Source organism: Burkholderia sp. AW49-1, from assembly GCF_053427845.1.
Genome location: NZ_JBSAXF010000005.1, coordinates 209,054 through 224,862 on the forward strand (window position 1 = coordinate 209,054; position 15,809 = coordinate 224,862).

Below are 15,809 nucleotides of genomic sequence, written 5' to 3' on the forward strand. Positions count from 1 at the left end.
CAGACGGCATGCGCGGCGAGTGCCCCGGCAGATCGACTTTCGAGCGGGAGACCGGGAGTGCTTCATCAAATCATCGACCGCAGGCTGGCCGGCAAGAACAAGAGCATCGCCAACCGCGAACGCTTTCTGCGTCGCGTCAAGAACTACATTCGTCGTGCCGTGTCCGACGCGGTGCGCGACCGTAGCATCAAGGATATCCAGAGCACGCAAAGCATCACGATTCCGCGCAAGGACATCGCCGAGCCGAATTTCCGGCACGCGCCTGGCGGACGTCGCGAATACGTGCACCCGGGCAACGAAGACTACGTGCGCGGCGACAAGATTCCGCGTCCGCAGGGCGGCTCGGGCGGCGGCGGCAGTCAGGCGAGCAACGAGGGCGAAGGGCAGGACGACTTCGTGTTCGAGCTGTCGCGCGACGAATTCATGCAGTATTTCTTCGACGATCTCGAACTGCCTCGCCTCGTGAAGACGCACCTGCTGACGGTGCCGAGCTGGAAGAACGTGCGCGCGGGCTGGTCGGCGGAAGGCACGCCGAACAACATCGACGTCGTGCGCTCGCTGCGCAGTGCGCTCGGCCGGCGCATCGCGCTCGGCTCGCCGCTCGTCAACGAGTTGCGCGAACTGGAGGCGCAGCTCGAGGCGCTGAAGATCGACCCGGAAGACCGTCGCGCGGAAATCGCGACGCTCGAGGCCGAGATCCATCACCTGAAGGGGCGCATCTGGCGGATCCCGTTCATCGATCCGTTCGATCTGCGCTACATCAACCGCGTGAAGCAGCCGCAACCGTCGAGCCAGGCCGTGATGTTCTGCCTGATGGACGTGTCGGGCTCGATGGACGAGCAGCGCAAGGATCTCGCGAAGCGCTTCTTCATCCTCCTGTACCTGTTCCTGAAGCGCAACTACGAGCGCATCGAGGTCGTGTTCATCCGTCACCACACGCGTGCCGAGGAGGTCGACGAGGACACCTTCTTCCATTCGACCGAAAGCGGCGGCACCGTCGTGTCGAGCGCGCTCGAGTTGATGCGCAAGGTGATGAACGAGCGCTACTCGCCGACGGAATGGAACATCTACGGCGCGCAGGCGTCCGACGGCGACAACTGGACCGACGATTCGCCGAAGTGTCGCAAAATCCTGGAAGAGGATATCCTCACCAAGACGCGTTACTTCGCGTATATCCAGGTCGCGCCCGAAGAGCAGAACCTGTGGCTGGAGTACGCGCAGCTGGCGTTGTCGCAACCGCATCTCGCGATGAAGAAAGTCGAATCGGCTGCGGACATTTACCCGGTGTTTCGCGAATTGTTCGAAAAGCAGGTGGAAACGTCATGACGACCCGCCATCTGCACAACGAGTCGCGCGGCTACGCGCCGCGCCCTTCCGGCGACGACACGGCCGGCCCTGCCGCATCGCAGCAAAGCGGCCGGACCGAGCCGGCGGCGCCAGCCGCCGACTTGCCCGCTGCAGGGCAGAAGGAAGCGCGTATGAACGTGGCCGAACGCAAGCCGCTGCCGTGCCCGTCCGACTGGACCTTCGAACTGCTCGAGGAATACGACACGCACATCTCGCAGGTCGCCGAGCAGTACGAGCTCGATATCTATCCGATCCAGCTCGAACTGATCAGCGCCGAGCAGATGATGGATGCGTACGCGTCGGTCGGGATGCCGGTCAACTATCGCCACTGGTCGTTCGGCAAGCACTTCCTCGCGACCGAGAAAAGCTATCGTCGCGGCCAGATGGGGCTTGCCTACGAGATCGTCATCAACTCGAACCCGTGCATCGCGTATCTGATGGAAGAGAACACGATGACGATGCAGGCGCTCGTCATCGCGCACGCGGCTTACGGGCACAACTCGTTCTTCAAGGGCAACTACCTGTTCCGGCTGTGGACCGACGCGCACGCGATCATCGACTATCTCGTGTACGCGAAGAACTACGTCGCCGAATGCGAGGAGCGCTACGGCCTCGATCGCGTCGAGGAACTGCTCGATTCGTGCCATGCGCTGATGAACTACGGCGTCGACCGCTACAAGCGGCCGCAGAAGCCGTCGCTGTCGAAGGAGGCCGCGCTGCGGCGCGAGCGCGAGGCGTATCTGCAGTCGCAGGTCAACGAGCTGTGGCGCACGCTGCCGGGCAAGAAGCCCGAGCAGATGGAGGAGCAGGAGGAACGCTATCCGCCGGAGCCGCAGGAGAACCTGCTGTATTTCGCGGAGAAGAACGCGCCGCTGCTCGAGCCGTGGGAGCGCGAAGTCATCCGCATCGTGCGCAAGATCGGTCAGTACTTCTATCCGCAGCGGCAGACGCAGGTGATGAATGAAGGCTGGGCGACCTTCTGGCACTACACGTTGCTCAATACGCTGTACAACCAGGGCAAGCTGGAAGACGGCTTCATGATGGAGTTCCTGCATTCGCACAGCAACGTGGTCTATCAGCCGCCCGTCACGAAACCGTACTACAGCGGGATCAACCCGTATGCGCTCGGCTTCTCGATGATGAGCGACATCCGGCGGATCTGCGAGGCGCCGACGGAAGAGGACTACAAGTGGTTTCCGGAGATCGCGGGCACGCCGTGGCTGCCGGCGATGCACTACGCGATGCGCAACTTCAAGGACGAGAGCTTCATCGCGCAGTACCTGTCGCCGAACCTGATCCGCGAAATGCGGCTGTTCTCGGTGCTCGACGACGACATGCGCGATTCGCTAGAGGTATCGGCGATCCACGACGAGTCCGGCTACCAGTACGTGCGGCAGGCGCTGTCGCGGCAGTACGACATCCATCACCGCGAGCCGAACATCCAGGTGTGGGCGGTGAACACGCGCGGCGACCGCAGCCTCACGCTGCGCCACTTCATGACCGACAACCGCCATCTGTCGAACGACAGCGAGGAGGTGCTCAAGCACATGGCGCGGCTCTGGCAGTTCGACGTATTCCTGGAAAGCGTCGACGAGGCCGGTACCGTGCGCAAGCGCTACGAGTGTCGCTACGTGCCGCCGGAGGTACGTATCTGAATACTGCCTGCGGAAAGTTTGCATCCGACGCCAGCCTGCGGGCTGGCGTTTTCATATGACGAACGTGCGGCGCGAGAAAAATTTTCTACATCCGGACGAACCCGGAGAGCCTGTTACTTTACATTTCGCTAAAATCCCGTAGCGCCGTGCGCCGGAACCGGTGCCACGTTCGATCGCACGCGGCGGCCCCGGCCGTCTCGCCCAGAAAGCACTATAAGGAACAGACCAACCCATGGACGTCCAGACCGACCAAGCTGCGCTGTCCGCGCATGACACCCGGCGGCGCGTGTTCGCCATCGTCGGCGCCTCGTCGGGCAACCTTGTCGAGTGGTTCGACTTCTACATCTACTCGTTCTGCGCGCTGTATTTCGCACCGGCGTTCTTCCCGAGCGGCAACACGACTACGCAGCTGCTGAACACGGCCGGCGTGTTCGCGGCCGGTTTCCTGATGCGTCCGATCGGCGGCTGGCTCTTCGGCCGCATCGCCGACCGCCACGGCCGCCGTAACGCGATGATGATTTCGGTGTTGATGATGTGCGGCGGTTCACTCGTCATCGCGGTGCTGCCGACCTATGCGCAGATCGGCGCGCTCGCCCCGGCGCTGCTGCTGGTCGCGCGTCTGTTCCAGGGCCTGTCGGTGGGCGGCGAATACGGCACGAGCGCGACCTACATGAGCGAGGTGGCGCTGAAGGGCCGCCGCGGCTTCTTCGCGTCGTTCCAGTATGTGACGCTGATCGGTGGCCAGCTGTGCGCGCTGCTCGTGCTCGTGGTTCTGCAGCAGACGCTGTCGGGCGACGAGCTGAAGGCATGGGGCTGGCGTATTCCGTTCGTGGTCGGCGCGGCGGCCGCGCTGATCTCGCTGTACCTGCGCAAATCGCTCGACGAGACGTCGACGAGCGCATCGCGTGACAAGAAGGATGCGGGCACGATCCGCGGCGTATGGCAGCACAAGGGCGCCTTCTTCACGGTGGTCGGCTTCACGGCTGGCGGCTCGCTGATCTTCTACACGTTCACCACGTACATGCAGAAGTACCTGGTGAACACGGCCGGCATGCATGCGAAGACGGCCAGCAACGTGATGACCGTCGCGCTGCTCGTCTACATGCTGATGCAGCCGGTGTTCGGCGCGCTGTCCGACAAGATCGGCCGTCGCACGTCGATGATCCTGTTCGGCGCGTTCGCGGTGATCGGCACGGTGCCGTTGATGCACGCGCTGAAGACCGTGACGAGCCCGACAGCCGCGTTCGTGCTGATCACGGTCGCGCTCGCGATCGTCAGCTTCTACACGTCGATCAGCGGCCTCATCAAGGCCGAGATGTTCCCGCCCGAAGTGCGCGCGATGGGCGTCGGCCTGTCGTATGCGGTCGCGAACGCGATCTTCGGCGGCTCGGCCGAGTACGTCGCGCTGTGGTTCAAGTCGGTCGGCAGCGAGGAAACCTTCTACTGGTACGTGACCGTGCTGTGCGCGATCTCGCTGATCGTGTCGTGGCGGATGCGCGATCCGAGCAAGGAGGGGTATCTGCGTCACGAACCGTGATCGGCGGGGCAGCCTCGCGAGGCTGCCCGCGCCGACCGGCAACGTGCATCAGGACGGCGCTCCGCCATACAGGCGGCGCGCCGTTTTTTCATGCGCGCCGTCTTCGCATGGACACGCGCAAGCGCATCGCGGGACGCGCGATATCGATATCGGAATCGCTTCGTTGTCCGCCGAGGGCGATGCTTTTATTCTGAACCCGTAGTTCGTGTGACACCTCCTTGACTGGGATTCGCGCCCGCTGCGTGCAGCGGGCGTCTTTTTTTCGAAGCGCGCCGTGGCACACGCCGTCTCGAGCGTCATCACGAAACCCGCAGAGCAAAGCACCAATTGTTGGTTCGGAATTTCCGCACGCGCTGATACGTTAGCGGCTTCGCGACGACACACTCCGTCGCGATGTTCCTCGAACCGGCCGTCGCGCGATCCGCGGCGGCCTCCATGACAAATCAGGTCGTGCTCATGAAACTCCACACTCTCGCTACGTGGCTCGTCGGGGCCGCGCTCGTCACGGCCGGCACGGTCGCGCACGCGGACCGCCTCGACGACATCAGGAAAGCCGGCGTGTTGCGCGTCGCGACCTTCGACAGCAATCCGCCGTTCGGCTATGTCGACGGCAAACGCAATCACATCGTCGGCCTCGACGTCGACTATGCGAAGGCGCTGGCCGACAAGCTCGGCGTGACGCTGCAGCTCCAGCCGACCAACCCCGCGAACCGCATTCCGTTCCTGACATCCGGCAAGGTCGACCTCGTGCTCGCGAACTTCACGATCACCGACGAGCGCGCGAAGCAGGTCGACTTCAGCATCCCGTACTTCTCGTCGGGCCAGCAGTTTCTCGCGAAGAAGGGCGTGCTGAAATCGGCCGACCAGCTGAACAGCCTGCGCGTCGGCGCGGACAAGGGCACGACCAACGAAATCACGCTGCGCGAGAAATTTCCGAAGGCGACGATCGTCGCATACGACGACACGCCGTTCGCATTCGCCGCGCTGCGCGCCGGCAACGTGCAGGCGATCACGCAGGACGGCCCGAAGCTGATCGGCCTGCTCGCGAACGTGCCAGACAAGCAGAACTACGAGATCCCGGCGTTCACGATCTCGAACGACTACATGGGCGTTGGCGTGCCGAAGGGCGAGACGCGCCTGCTCGGCTTCGTCAACGACACGCTGAAGGGCCTCGAGGCAAACGGCCGCGCCACGCAGATCCATGACGCGTGGTTCGGGCCGACGACGAAGACGCCGCTCACGCGCATCTTCCGCATCGGCGACAAGACCTGAGTCGCATCGCACGCGCGCTGCGATCGGCCTGACCATCGGCCGCGCGGCGCTTTCCGTTTTCTTCCGATCGCGCGTTTCGCGCCCGCACCACGGCATGCTCGGGTTGGCTCCCAAATACTTGTCCTGGCTCTGGCAGGGCTTTCTGCTGACGCTCGGCCTCGCGGCCGCGTCGGCGCTCGCCGCGACCATCGGCGGGCTGCTGCTCGCCGTCATGCGGCATGCGCGCGGCACGGTGCCGCGCACGCTGGCAGCCGGTTATGTCGTCGCGTTCCGCAACACGCCGCTGCTCGTGCAGTTGTTGTTCTGGTATTTCGGCGTGGCGTCGTTGCTGCCCGATACGTGGATCGCGTGGTTGAACGCGCGCCATCAACTCAACGCGAGCCCGCTCACGCTCGCGTGGCCGTCGTTCGAGTTCGTCGCGGGCTGGTTCGGGTTGAGCGCATACACGGCCGCGTTCGTCGCCGAGGAATGCGAAGCCGGGCTGCGCGGCGTGCGCCGCGCGCAGCATGACGCGGCCGCGGCGCTCGGCCTCACGCCGATGCAGTCGCTGCGCTACGTGGTGCTGCCGCAGGCCGTGCGCATCGCGCTGCCGCCATTGTTCGGCCAATACATGAATCTCGTGAAGAACTCGTCGCTCGCGATGGCGATCGGCGTCGCCGAGCTGTCGTATGCGTCGCGGCAGGTCGAGACGGAGACGTTCAGGACCTTCGCTGCGTTCGGTGTCGCGACCGTGCTGTACATGGTCGCGGTGGCCGCGATCGAGGCCTGCGCATATGCGGCCACGCAATGGCGTGACCGGCTCGGGGCGGGGCGCTGACGATGGACGTCTCGCTGCTGCTCGACAACCTGCCGTACCTGCTCGTCGGCGCGTTCCCGGACGGCCCGCTCGGCGGTGCCGCGCTGTCGCTCGTGCTCGCGATCGCGTCGGCGATGGCGTCCGCGGTGCTGGGCGTGGCGCTCGGCGTCGCGATGGCGCTCGCGCGCGGCCCGCTGCGCGTGCTGCTGCTCGCGTTCATCGGCTTCTTCCGCGCGATTCCGGTGCTGATGCTGATCTTCTGGACGTATTTCCTGATGCCGATGCTGCTGCACATGGACGTGCCGGGGCCCGCGACGGTCGTGTGCGCGCTGGCGCTGATCGGCGGTGCCTATCTCGCGCATGCGGTGCATGCGGGCATCGTCGCGACCGGCGACGGGCAGTGGCAGGCGGGGCTGTCGCTCGGGCTCACGCGCTGGCAGACCGTGCGCTACGTGCTGCTGCCGCAGGCGATCCGGATCATGACGCCGTCGTTCGTCAACCAGTGGGTCGCGCTCGTGAAGGACACGTCGCTCGCGTATATCGTCGGCGTGCCGGAACTGTCGTTCGTCGCGACGCAGGTGAACAACCGGCTGATGGTGTATCCGGCGCCGATCTTCCTGTTCGTCGCGGCAATCTATTTCGTGTTGTGCACGTCGCTCGACGGCGCGGCGCGCTGGCTGCTGTCGCGTCGTCCGCGCGCGGAGCGCATCGCACGGGCGGCCGAGCGCACGGAACCGGCGCGGTGAAGGTGGGCCGCATGCGATGAATGCGACGCACGCGCGGTGATGACGCGTGGTCGCCTGTGGCCACCCGCTGCGGGCCCCGTCGCCGCTGCTCGAGCGGCGACGGGTGTGATGGTGCCGGTGCTTCGGCGCGCCTGCGTCAGGACGCGCTGTAGTGCGTATCGAAGACCGCGCGCAGCGTCGACGGACCGGTCGCGAAGTCTCCCCACAGCGGGCCGTCGGTCTGCGCGAATGCGAACGGCTTCGTACTGATCGACGCGAGGCGGAAGCGCCATTGCGCCGCTTCCTGGCGGAACGCGGTGAGCTGCATGTCGGACAGCCCCGTCTGCGCGCTGGCGAGCGTGACGAGCGGATCGACCGGATCGTTCGCGACGCGCACCTCGAAGTGCAGGTGCGGGCCGGTCGCGGCGCCGGTCATCCCGACCGAGCCGAGGCGCTGGCCCTGCTTCACGGTTTCGCCGGTCTTCAGCCCGCGCGCGTATGCGGACAAATGCGCGTAGTAGGTCGAATAACCGTCCGCGTGATCGACGATCACGTAGTGGCCATAGCCGCCCGGATCGGTGCCGACGAACGACACGACGCCGTCGGCCGCCGCATTGACGGGCGTGCCGGATGGCGCGGCGAGGTCGACGCCGGTATGGAACGCCATCGCCTGCGACAGCGGGTGGATGCGTTCGCCGAAGAACGAGCTGATGCGCGTCCACTTGACGGGCATCGTGAACGCGGCTGCTTCGAGCGGCGCGCCGTCGAGCGTGTAGTACGCGCCGTGGTCGGCGCCGGGCGCGCGGAACCAGATCGCGCCGAACGTGCGGCCCGCGACGCGCAGCTCGAGCGCGGTGAGGTGCGGCGTGCCGTTGTTGGTGTCGTACGCGACGCGGTAGTAGTCGCCGCGCTGTGCGCTGGCGCGCATCGCGACCTTGCCGGTCACGAGATCGCCGAGCTGGATGCGCACCTCGGGCGGCACGTCGAGACGGTTCAGCGTATCGGACAGCGTGAGTTCGATGTCGCCCGCGCGCATCCCGTGTTGCTGTTCGGGCGGCGCGAACTGGAACAGGTTCGTATAGCCGAGCATGTCGTTGCGGTGCGCGCTGAGCGGCGCGAACAGGCCCGGCTGCAGGCTGCGCTCGCCGCGTTCATCGAGTTCGTTGCGCTCGCCGATCGTGCGCGCGAGTTCGCTCGTCACGAAATGCTGAGCGGTGGGAAACGGCGTGTCGGACAGCACGCGCTGCGGCAGCGCGGCCGTGCCCGAGTCGACAGCGCTCGGCAGTTGCGAGACGGCCGGCAGCGCGGCGGCGAGACCGAAGGCGGCGAGGGCGCCGAGCACGGCGGTCGGCACGAGCGCGCGCACGAGGCGCTGCGCGCGGCCGGGCGCGAAAGCATCAGGGGTTGCAGCAGGCTTGACCAAGGGTGTCCACATCCAGGAAATCGGTTCAAAGAGGTGTGGGCGGGAGCCATCGGCGGCATGTCCGTCGGGTGACGACGGGGCGGGCGACGGGCGTGCAACAAAACAGGCCCCGCCAGGGGCCTGTGTCGTTTCCGTTCGACCCAACTCGCGGGCAGGCCCGCTTCGAACGGCGGCGTGAACTTTCCGGGTCGAACCCGGATTATCACGAAGACGCTAAAGAAAGATGACAGCGTCAGTCTACCGATGTTCCGCGAAACGTTAAAAATTTTAAAGAGGGTCAGCTCATTCGTTTCGCAGTGCGGTAAATCGGGTTAAATCAGCATTTATTGCGCGGCTTTTCGTCAAGCTGGCAATTTTTGCGCGCGCACGCGCAGCGCGGCTGATGTCCGGACCGCGTCGAAGCCCGCGTCGAGCATCGCTTCCGCGTCGGCCCACAGATTGCCGCGCAATCGGTTGGTCCAGATCATCGACGCGAACACGCCTTCGAGCAGCGACACGAGATAGACGGCCGCGAGATGCACGTCGAGATCGGCGGCGAGTTCGCCGGCCGCGATCGCGCGGCGCAGCAGAGCCTTGGTGATGCGCAGCATCTGCAGCTCGAGCAGCATGCGGCGTCGCTGCAGCGCGCCGTTCTCTTCACTCTGCTCGCACTTCGTATAGAGGATCACGAGCACGCGCTGCATCGCGCCCGGCTCGCCGCATTGCTGCAGGTAGTGCGACGCCGCGCGGCGCAGCGTGGCGAACGCGGGCAGGCTGTCGGCCGCGTCGAAGCCTTCCGAGGTGCGCGCGAACGCGCGGTCGCACATCGCGAGACACACTTCCATCTTGTTGCGGTAGTGGCCGTACACGGCGCCCCGCGACATTCCGGCGGCCTCGGCGAGGTCCGCCATCGCGGTTTGCGCGACGCCTTTTTCGAGCAGGACGAGCTCGGCGGCGTCGAGGATCCGGTGCTTGATGGCGAGCGATTCTTCCCGGGTCTTGCGGGCCATGTCGTGAATTTCCTTACAGTTCGCTGTCGTTTTCTTGAGACAGTGTGGCGGCCGGATTACAACCGCCTGTATTTAATCAGTCGTGACTGATTATAATCGGCCACCCTGAGCCGCCGCATTGTATCGGCGGCGAACGATCCGAGGTCATACATGAATAACAAACGCTCCCTGGGGCGCCGCCTTCGGCTGGCGCCGTTCGCGCTCGCGGCCATGCTGCTCGTGACCGGATGCGGAAAGGGCGAACAGGACAAGGCGCCGGAGGCCATTCAGCGCGCGACCGTCGTCACGGTGCGTCCGACGGCCGTGCCGATGACCGTCGAATTGCCCGGCCGGCTCGACGCGTATCGGCAAGCGCAAGTGCGCGCGCGGGTCGCGGGCATCGTCACCGCGCGGACTTACGAAGAAGGCCAGGAAGTGAAGCAGGGCGCGGTGCTGTTCCGCATCGACCCCGCGCCGCTGAAGGCCGCGCGCGACGCCGCACAGGGCGCGCTCGCGAAGGCGCAGGCCGCCGCGCTCGCGGCGAGCGACAAGCGGCGCCGTTACGACGACCTGGTGCGCGACCGCGCGGTCAGCGAGCGCGATCACACGGAGGCCGTGGCCGACGACACACAGGCGAAGGCCGGCGTCGCTTCGGCGAAGGCCGAGCTCGCCCGCGCGCAACTGCAGCTCGACTACGCGACCGTCACCGCGCCGATTTCGGGCCGCGCGCGGCGCGCGCTCGTCACCGAAGGCGCGCTCGTCGGCCAGGACCAGGCAACGCCGCTCACGACCGTCGAGCAGCTCGATCCGATCTACGTGAATTTCTCGCAGCCGGCGGCCGACGTCGATGCGTTGCGCCGCGCGGTGAAGAGCGGGCGCGCGACGGGCATCGCGCAGCACGACGTCACGGTGACGCTGCTGCGCGCCGACGGCACCGCGTATCCGCTGAAGGGCAAGCTGCTGTTCAGCGATCTCGCGGTCGACCCGACCACCGATACCGTCGCGATGCGCGCGCTGTTCCCGAATCCCGAGCGCGAACTGCTGCCGGGCGCGTACGTGCGGATCGCGCTCGACGCGGCCGTCGATCAGCGCGCGATCCTCGTGCCGCGCGATGCGCTGCTGCGCACGGCCGATCGCACGTCGGTGCGCGTGGTCGATGCGAACGGCAAGGTGAAGGACGTCGAGGTCGTCGCCGACCGGATGAGCGGACGCGATTGGCGCATCACGCGCGGCCTCGCGGGCGGCGAGCGCGTGATCGTCGACAACGCCGCGCAGTTCGCGCCCGATACCGCCGTCAAGCCCGTCGAGCAGGCAACGCCGACGAAGGCCGCGTCCCAGGCGGCCGCCCGTCAAACCTGACCGGTTCACCGAGACCAACATGGCACGTTTCTTCATCGATCGCCCCGTCTTCGCGTGGGTGATCGCACTCTTCATCATGCTCGGCGGCGCGTTCGCGATACGCGCGCTGCCCGTCGCGCAGTACCCGGACATCGCACCGCCCGTCGTCAGCATTTATGCGACGTACCCGGGCGCGTCCGCGCAGGTCGTCGAGGAATCGGTGACCGCGCTGATCGAGCGCGAGATGAACGGCGCGCCGGGGCTGCTCTATACGTCCGCGACGAGCAGCGCCGGCGCGGCGTCGCTGTACCTGACGTTCAAGCAGGGCGTCAACGCCGATCTCGCGGCCGTCGAGGTGCAGAACCGGCTGAAGACCGTCGAGGCGCGGCTGCCCGAACCCGTGCGGCGCGACGGCATCCAGGTCGAGAAGGCCGCCGACAACATCCAGCTCGTCGTATCGCTGACGTCGGACGACGGCCGGATGACCGACGTGCAGCTCGGTGAATACGCGTCGGCGAACGTCGTGCAGGCGCTGCGACGCGTCGACGGCGTCGGCCGCGTGCAGTTCTGGGGCGCCGAATATGCGATGCGGATCTGGCCCGACCCGGTGAAGATGGCCGGGCACGGCCTCACCGCGTCCGATATCTCGTCGGCCGTGCGCGCGCACAACGCACGCGTGACGATCGGCGACATCGGCCGCAGCGCGGTGCCGAACAGCGCGCCGATCGCCGCGACGGTGTTCGCAGACGCGCCGCTGAAGACGCCGGCCGACTTCGGCGCGATCGCGCTGCGCACGCTGCCGGACGGCTCCGCGCTCTACCTGCGCGACGTCGCGCGCATCGAATTCGGCGGCAACGACTACAACTATCCGTCGTACGTGAACGGCAAGGTCGCGACCGGGATGGGCATCAAGCTCGCGCCGGGCTCGAACGCGGTGGCCACCGAGAAGCGCGTGCGCGCGACGATGGACGCGCTGTCCGCGTACTTCCCGCCGGGCGTGAAATACCAGATTCCGTACGAGACGTCGTCGTTCGTGCGCGTGTCGATGAACAAGGTCGTCACGACGCTGATCGAGGCCGGCGTGCTGGTGTTCCTCGTGATGTTCCTGTTCATGCAGAACCTGCGCGCGACGCTGATTCCGACGCTCGTCGTGCCGGTCGCGCTCGCGGGCACGTTCGGCGTGATGTATGCGGCCGGTTTCTCGATCAACGTGCTGACGATGTTCGGGATGGTGCTCGCGATCGGCATTCTCGTCGACGATGCGATCGTCGTCGTCGAGAACGTCGAGCGGCTGATGGTCGAGGAGGGGCTCGGGCCGTACGACGCAACCGTCAAGGCGATGACGCAGATCAGCGGCGCGATCGTCGGCATCACGGTCGTGCTGACGTCGGTGTTCGTGCCGATGGCGTTCTTCGGCGGCGCGGTGGGCAACATCTACCGGCAGTTCGCGCTCGCGCTCGCGGTATCGATCGGCTTCTCGGCGTTTCTCGCGCTGTCGCTGACGCCCGCGTTGTGCGCGACGCTGCTCAAGCCGGTGTCCGGCGACCATCACGAGAAGCGCGGCTTCTTCGGCTGGTTCAACCGCCTGGTCGCACGCGCGACGCAGCGTTATGCGGCGCGCGTCGGCACGATGCTGAAGAAGCCGGTGCGCTGGCTCGTCGTGTACGGCGCGCTGACCGCGGCGGCCGCGCTGATGCTCACGCAATTGCCGACCGCGTTCCTGCCCGACGAGGACCAGGGCAACTTCATGGTGATGGTGATCCGGCCGCAGGGCACGCCGCTCGCGGAAACCATGCAGAGCGTGCGCGAGGTCGAGTCGTATGTTCGCCACAACGAGCCGGCCGCGTACACGTTCGCGCTCGGCGGCTTCAACCTGTACGGCGAGGGGCCGAACGGCGGGATGATCTTCGTCACGCTGAAGAACTGGAAGGAACGCAAGGCCGGGCGCGATCACGTGCAGGCGATCGTCGCGCGCATCAACGAGCGCTTCGCGGGTGCGGCGAACACCACGGTGTTCGCGATGAACTCGCCGGCGCTGCCCGATCTCGGTTCGACGAGCGGCTTCGACTTCCGGCTGCAGAATCGCAGCGGGCTCGACTACGCGACGTTCAGTGCTGCGCGCGAGCAACTGCTCGCAGCGGGCGGCAAGGATCCGGCGCTCACCGACCTGATGTTCGCCGGCACGCAGGACGCGCCGCAGCTCAAACTCGACATCGATCGCGCGAAGGCGTCGGCGCTCGGCGTGTCGATGGAAGAGATCAACACGACGCTCGCGGTGATGTTCGGCTCCGACTATATCGGGGACTTCATGCACGGCACGCAGGTGCGCCGCGTGATCGTGCAGGCCGACGGGCTGCACCGGCTCGATCCGGAGGACGTGAAGAAGCTGCGCGTGCGCAACGCGCGCGGCGAGATGGTGCCGCTCGCGGCGTTCGCGACGCTGCACTGGACGCTCGGGCCGCCGCAGCTCACGCGCTACAACGGCTATCCGTCGTTCACGATCAACGGTTCGGCCGCGCCGGGGCACAGCAGCGGCGAGGCGATGGCCGCGATCGAGCGGCTCGCCGCGAAGCTGCCGGCCGGCATCGGCCACGCGTGGTCGGGGCAGTCGTTCGAGGAGCGGCTGTCGGGCACGCAGGCGCCGATGCTGTTCGCGCTGTCGGTGCTCGTCGTGTTCCTCGCGCTCGCGGCGCTGTACGAAAGCTGGTCGATCCCGTTCGCGGTGATGCTGGTCGTGCCGCTCGGCGTGATCGGCGCGGTGCTCGGCGTCACGCTGCGCGCGATGCCGAACGACATCTATTTCAAGGTGGGACTGATCGCGACGATCGGGTTGTCCGCGAAGAACGCGATCCTGATCGTCGAAGTCGCGAAGGATCTGGTCGCGCAGCGCATGTCGCTCGTCGACGCCGCGCTCGAGGCCGCGCGCCTGCGGCTGCGGCCGATTGTGATGACGTCGCTCGCGTTCGGCGTCGGCGTGCTGCCGCTCGCGTTCGCATCGGGCGCCGCGTCCGGCGCGCAGATGGCGATCGGCACCGGCGTACTCGGCGGCGTGATCACGGCGACGGTGCTCGCGGTGTTTCTCGTCCCGCTGTTTTTCGTGAGCGTCGGCCGCCTGTTCGACGTCGGCCCGCGCCGGCGCGGCGGATCGCAACCGGCGACGATGGAGGGTTCGCAATGACGTTTTACCTGAAGGCGTGCACGACTTCGCGGGCGCGGGTCGCGCTGGCCGCCGCACTCGCGTTCGCGCTCGCCGGCTGCTCGCTCGCGCCGCGCTACGAGCGGCCCGCGGCGCCGGTGCCGGCCAGCTATACGCCGGTCGATGGCGACACGCCGCAGGCGGTCGAGGCGGCTGCGTCCGCCGATGCCGCGCTGCTCGACGACTGGCGCGCATATTTCACCGATCCTGCACTGCAGGCGTGGATCGACGCGGCGCTCGCGAACAACCGCGACCTGCGGATCGCGGCCGGCCGGCTCGACGAAGCGCGCGCGCTGTACGGCGTGCAGCGCGCGGACCTGATGCCGTCGGTCGACGCGAACCTCGGCTACGAACGCACGCGCCAGTACGACCCGGTCGTGCGCCAGAGCGCGGTGAGCGGGCTGTATCGTGCGGGCGTCGGCATCAGCGCGTACGAGCTCGACCTGTTCGGCCGCGTGCGCAACCTGTCCGACGCGGCGCTCGCCGAGTATTTCGCGACGGCCGATGCGCAGCGCACGGTGCGTATCGGCGTGATTGCCGAAGTCGCCGGCGCGTACGTTTCCGAACGGTCGTTGCGCGAGCAACTGGCGCTGGCGCAGCGTACGCTCGACGCGCGCGAGCGCATCGCCGCGCTCACGCAGCGCCGCTACGCGGCCGGCACGAGCGACGCGATCGAGTTGCGCTCGGCCGAGATGCTGGTCGCGTCCGCGCGTGCGTCGCAGGCCGCGCTGCAGCGCGAACACGCGCAGTCGGTGCGCGCGCTGCAATTGCTCGCCGGCGATTTTGCGCGCACCGTGCCGGCCGATGGCACCGCGTTCGACACGCTCGCGATCGCGCCGGTGGCGCCCGGCGCGCCGAGCGCGCTGCTCGAACGGCGGCCGGACATCCGGCAGGCCGAGTCGCGGCTCAAGGCCGCGAACGCGCAGATCGGCGCCGCGCGCGCGGCGTTCTTCCCGCGCATCGCGCTGACGACCGATTACGGTTCGGTCAGCGATGCGTTCTCGAGCCTGTTCGCGGGCGGCACGAGCGTGTGGGCGTTCGCGCCGCGCATCACGCTGCCGATCTTCGCGGGCGGCCGCAATCGCGCGAATCTCGACGTCGCGAACGCACGCAAGCACATCGCGGTCGCCGAATACGAGAAGACCGTGCAGACCGCATTCCGCGAGGTGGCCGACGCGTTCACAGCGCGCGACTGGATCGATCGCCAGCTCGCCGCGCAGCAGGACGTCTACGCGGCCGACGGCGCGCGGCTGAAGCTCGCCGAGCGCCGCTACGCGGGCGGCGTCGCGACGTATCTCGAACTGCTCGACGCGCAGCGCAGCACGTACGAGTCGGGGCAGGAGCTGATCCGGCTCAAGGAGCGCAGGCTCGCGAATGCGATCGCGTTGTATCGCGCATTGGGCGGCGGGTGGGCGCCGGCATCGGCGGGGGCTGCTGCCGTGTGATTCCCCGGCCGTGCCGGGTGGCGACGACGCATCGCGAGGTGCCGTCGTCCCCGGTTGGCATCGCCTCTGCCGACGTACCGGCAGAGATCGGCGACGCGTGATACCCG

General features: G+C 67.1%; 11 protein-coding genes. 9 read left to right on the plus strand and 2 right to left on the minus strand.

Going from position 1 to position 15,809, the window contains the following annotated elements; translation table 11 throughout:
• The first annotated feature begins 57 nt into the window (after positions 1-57).
• The 6 genes from ACV22W_RS11115 to ACV22W_RS11140 all read left to right on the plus strand — a co-directional run bounded on the left by ACV22W_RS11115 (position 58) and on the right by ACV22W_RS11140 (position 7,353).
• Positions 58-1,326, plus strand: coding sequence for a YeaH/YhbH family protein (locus ACV22W_RS11115; protein ID WP_448019138.1), 1,269 nt, complete (start codon positions 58-60; stop codon positions 1,324-1,326).
• A complete protein-coding gene (locus tag ACV22W_RS11120; protein WP_448019140.1) occupies positions 1,323-3,002 on the plus strand; it encodes a SpoVR family protein in 1,680 nt (559 codons plus the stop codon). The genes ACV22W_RS11115 and ACV22W_RS11120 overlap by 4 nt, the downstream gene beginning before the upstream one ends.
• A 232-nt stretch (positions 3,003-3,234) precedes the next feature.
• A complete protein-coding gene (locus ACV22W_RS11125; protein WP_448019142.1) occupies positions 3,235-4,539 on the plus strand; it encodes an MFS family transporter in 1,305 nt (434 codons plus the stop codon).
• 456 nt (positions 4,540-4,995) lie between these two features.
• Complete coding sequence (locus ACV22W_RS11130; protein WP_448019144.1) at positions 4,996-5,811, plus strand: ABC transporter substrate-binding protein; 816 nt, start codon at positions 4,996-4,998, stop codon at positions 5,809-5,811.
• Between the two features lie 94 nt (positions 5,812-5,905).
• Positions 5,906-6,628, plus strand: coding sequence for an amino acid ABC transporter permease (locus ACV22W_RS11135; protein WP_448019146.1), 723 nt, complete (start codon positions 5,906-5,908; stop codon positions 6,626-6,628).
• A 2-nt stretch (positions 6,629-6,630) separates the two neighbouring features.
• Positions 6,631-7,353, plus strand: a complete 723-nt coding sequence (locus tag ACV22W_RS11140) for an amino acid ABC transporter permease (RefSeq protein WP_448019148.1) — start codon at positions 6,631-6,633, stop codon at positions 7,351-7,353.
• Positions 7,354-7,489: 136 nt separating this feature from the next.
• Here the strand turns inward: ACV22W_RS11140 and ACV22W_RS11145 are convergent, their stop codons facing one another.
• Positions 7,490-8,767, minus strand: coding sequence for a M23 family metallopeptidase (locus ACV22W_RS11145; RefSeq protein WP_448019150.1), 1,278 nt, complete (start codon positions 8,765-8,767; stop codon positions 7,490-7,492).
• Between the two features lie 329 nt (positions 8,768-9,096).
• Positions 9,097-9,744, minus strand: a complete 648-nt coding sequence (locus tag ACV22W_RS11150) for a TetR family transcriptional regulator (RefSeq protein WP_448019152.1) — start codon at positions 9,742-9,744, stop codon at positions 9,097-9,099.
• Positions 9,745-9,894: 150 nt separating this feature from the next.
• Between ACV22W_RS11150 and ACV22W_RS11155 the strand changes: the two genes are divergently transcribed.
• Genes ACV22W_RS11155 through ACV22W_RS11165 form a run of 3 tightly spaced genes read left to right on the plus strand, consistent with a single transcriptional unit; the run spans position 9,895 to position 15,702 of the window.
• Positions 9,895-11,082 carry a MexX/AxyX family multidrug efflux RND transporter periplasmic adaptor subunit gene (locus ACV22W_RS11155; protein ID WP_448019154.1) on the plus strand — a complete coding sequence of 396 codons (1,188 nt, stop codon included), beginning with the start codon at positions 9,895-9,897 and terminating at the stop codon, positions 11,080-11,082.
• A gap of 19 nt (positions 11,083-11,101) precedes the next feature.
• On the plus strand, positions 11,102-14,239 hold the full coding sequence (locus ACV22W_RS11160; RefSeq protein WP_448019156.1) for a multidrug efflux RND transporter permease subunit: 3,138 nt from the start codon (positions 11,102-11,104) through the stop codon (positions 14,237-14,239).
• Entirely contained in the window at positions 14,236-15,702 is a 1,467-nt protein-coding gene (locus ACV22W_RS11165; protein ID WP_448019157.1) for an efflux transporter outer membrane subunit, read from the plus strand. The genes ACV22W_RS11160 and ACV22W_RS11165 overlap by 4 nt, the downstream gene beginning before the upstream one ends.
• The last annotated feature ends 107 nt before the right edge of the window (positions 15,703-15,809 follow it).

Excerpts from the sequence above, each read along its gene's own strand:
- ACV22W_RS11120 (WP_448019140.1), top strand. The coding sequence starts at position 1,323 with ATGACGACCCGCCATCTGCACAACGAGTCGCGCGGCTACGCGCCGCGC.
- ACV22W_RS11125 (WP_448019142.1), top strand. The coding sequence starts at position 3,235 with ATGGACGTCCAGACCGACCAAGCTGCGCTGTCCGCGCATGACACCCGG.
- ACV22W_RS11130 (WP_448019144.1), top strand. The coding sequence starts at position 4,996 with ATGAAACTCCACACTCTCGCTACGTGGCTCGTCGGGGCCGCGCTCGTC.
- ACV22W_RS11135 (WP_448019146.1), top strand. The coding sequence starts at position 5,906 with ATGCTCGGGTTGGCTCCCAAATACTTGTCCTGGCTCTGGCAGGGCTTT.
- ACV22W_RS11140 (WP_448019148.1), top strand. The coding sequence starts at position 6,631 with ATGGACGTCTCGCTGCTGCTCGACAACCTGCCGTACCTGCTCGTCGGC.
- ACV22W_RS11145 (WP_448019150.1), bottom strand. The coding sequence starts at position 8,767 with ATGTGGACACCCTTGGTCAAGCCTGCTGCAACCCCTGATGCTTTCGCG.
- ACV22W_RS11150 (WP_448019152.1), bottom strand. The coding sequence starts at position 9,744 with ATGGCCCGCAAGACCCGGGAAGAATCGCTCGCCATCAAGCACCGGATC.
- ACV22W_RS11155 (WP_448019154.1), top strand. The coding sequence starts at position 9,895 with ATGAATAACAAACGCTCCCTGGGGCGCCGCCTTCGGCTGGCGCCGTTC.
- ACV22W_RS11160 (WP_448019156.1), top strand. The coding sequence starts at position 11,102 with ATGGCACGTTTCTTCATCGATCGCCCCGTCTTCGCGTGGGTGATCGCA.
- ACV22W_RS11165 (WP_448019157.1), top strand. The coding sequence starts at position 14,236 with ATGACGTTTTACCTGAAGGCGTGCACGACTTCGCGGGCGCGGGTCGCG.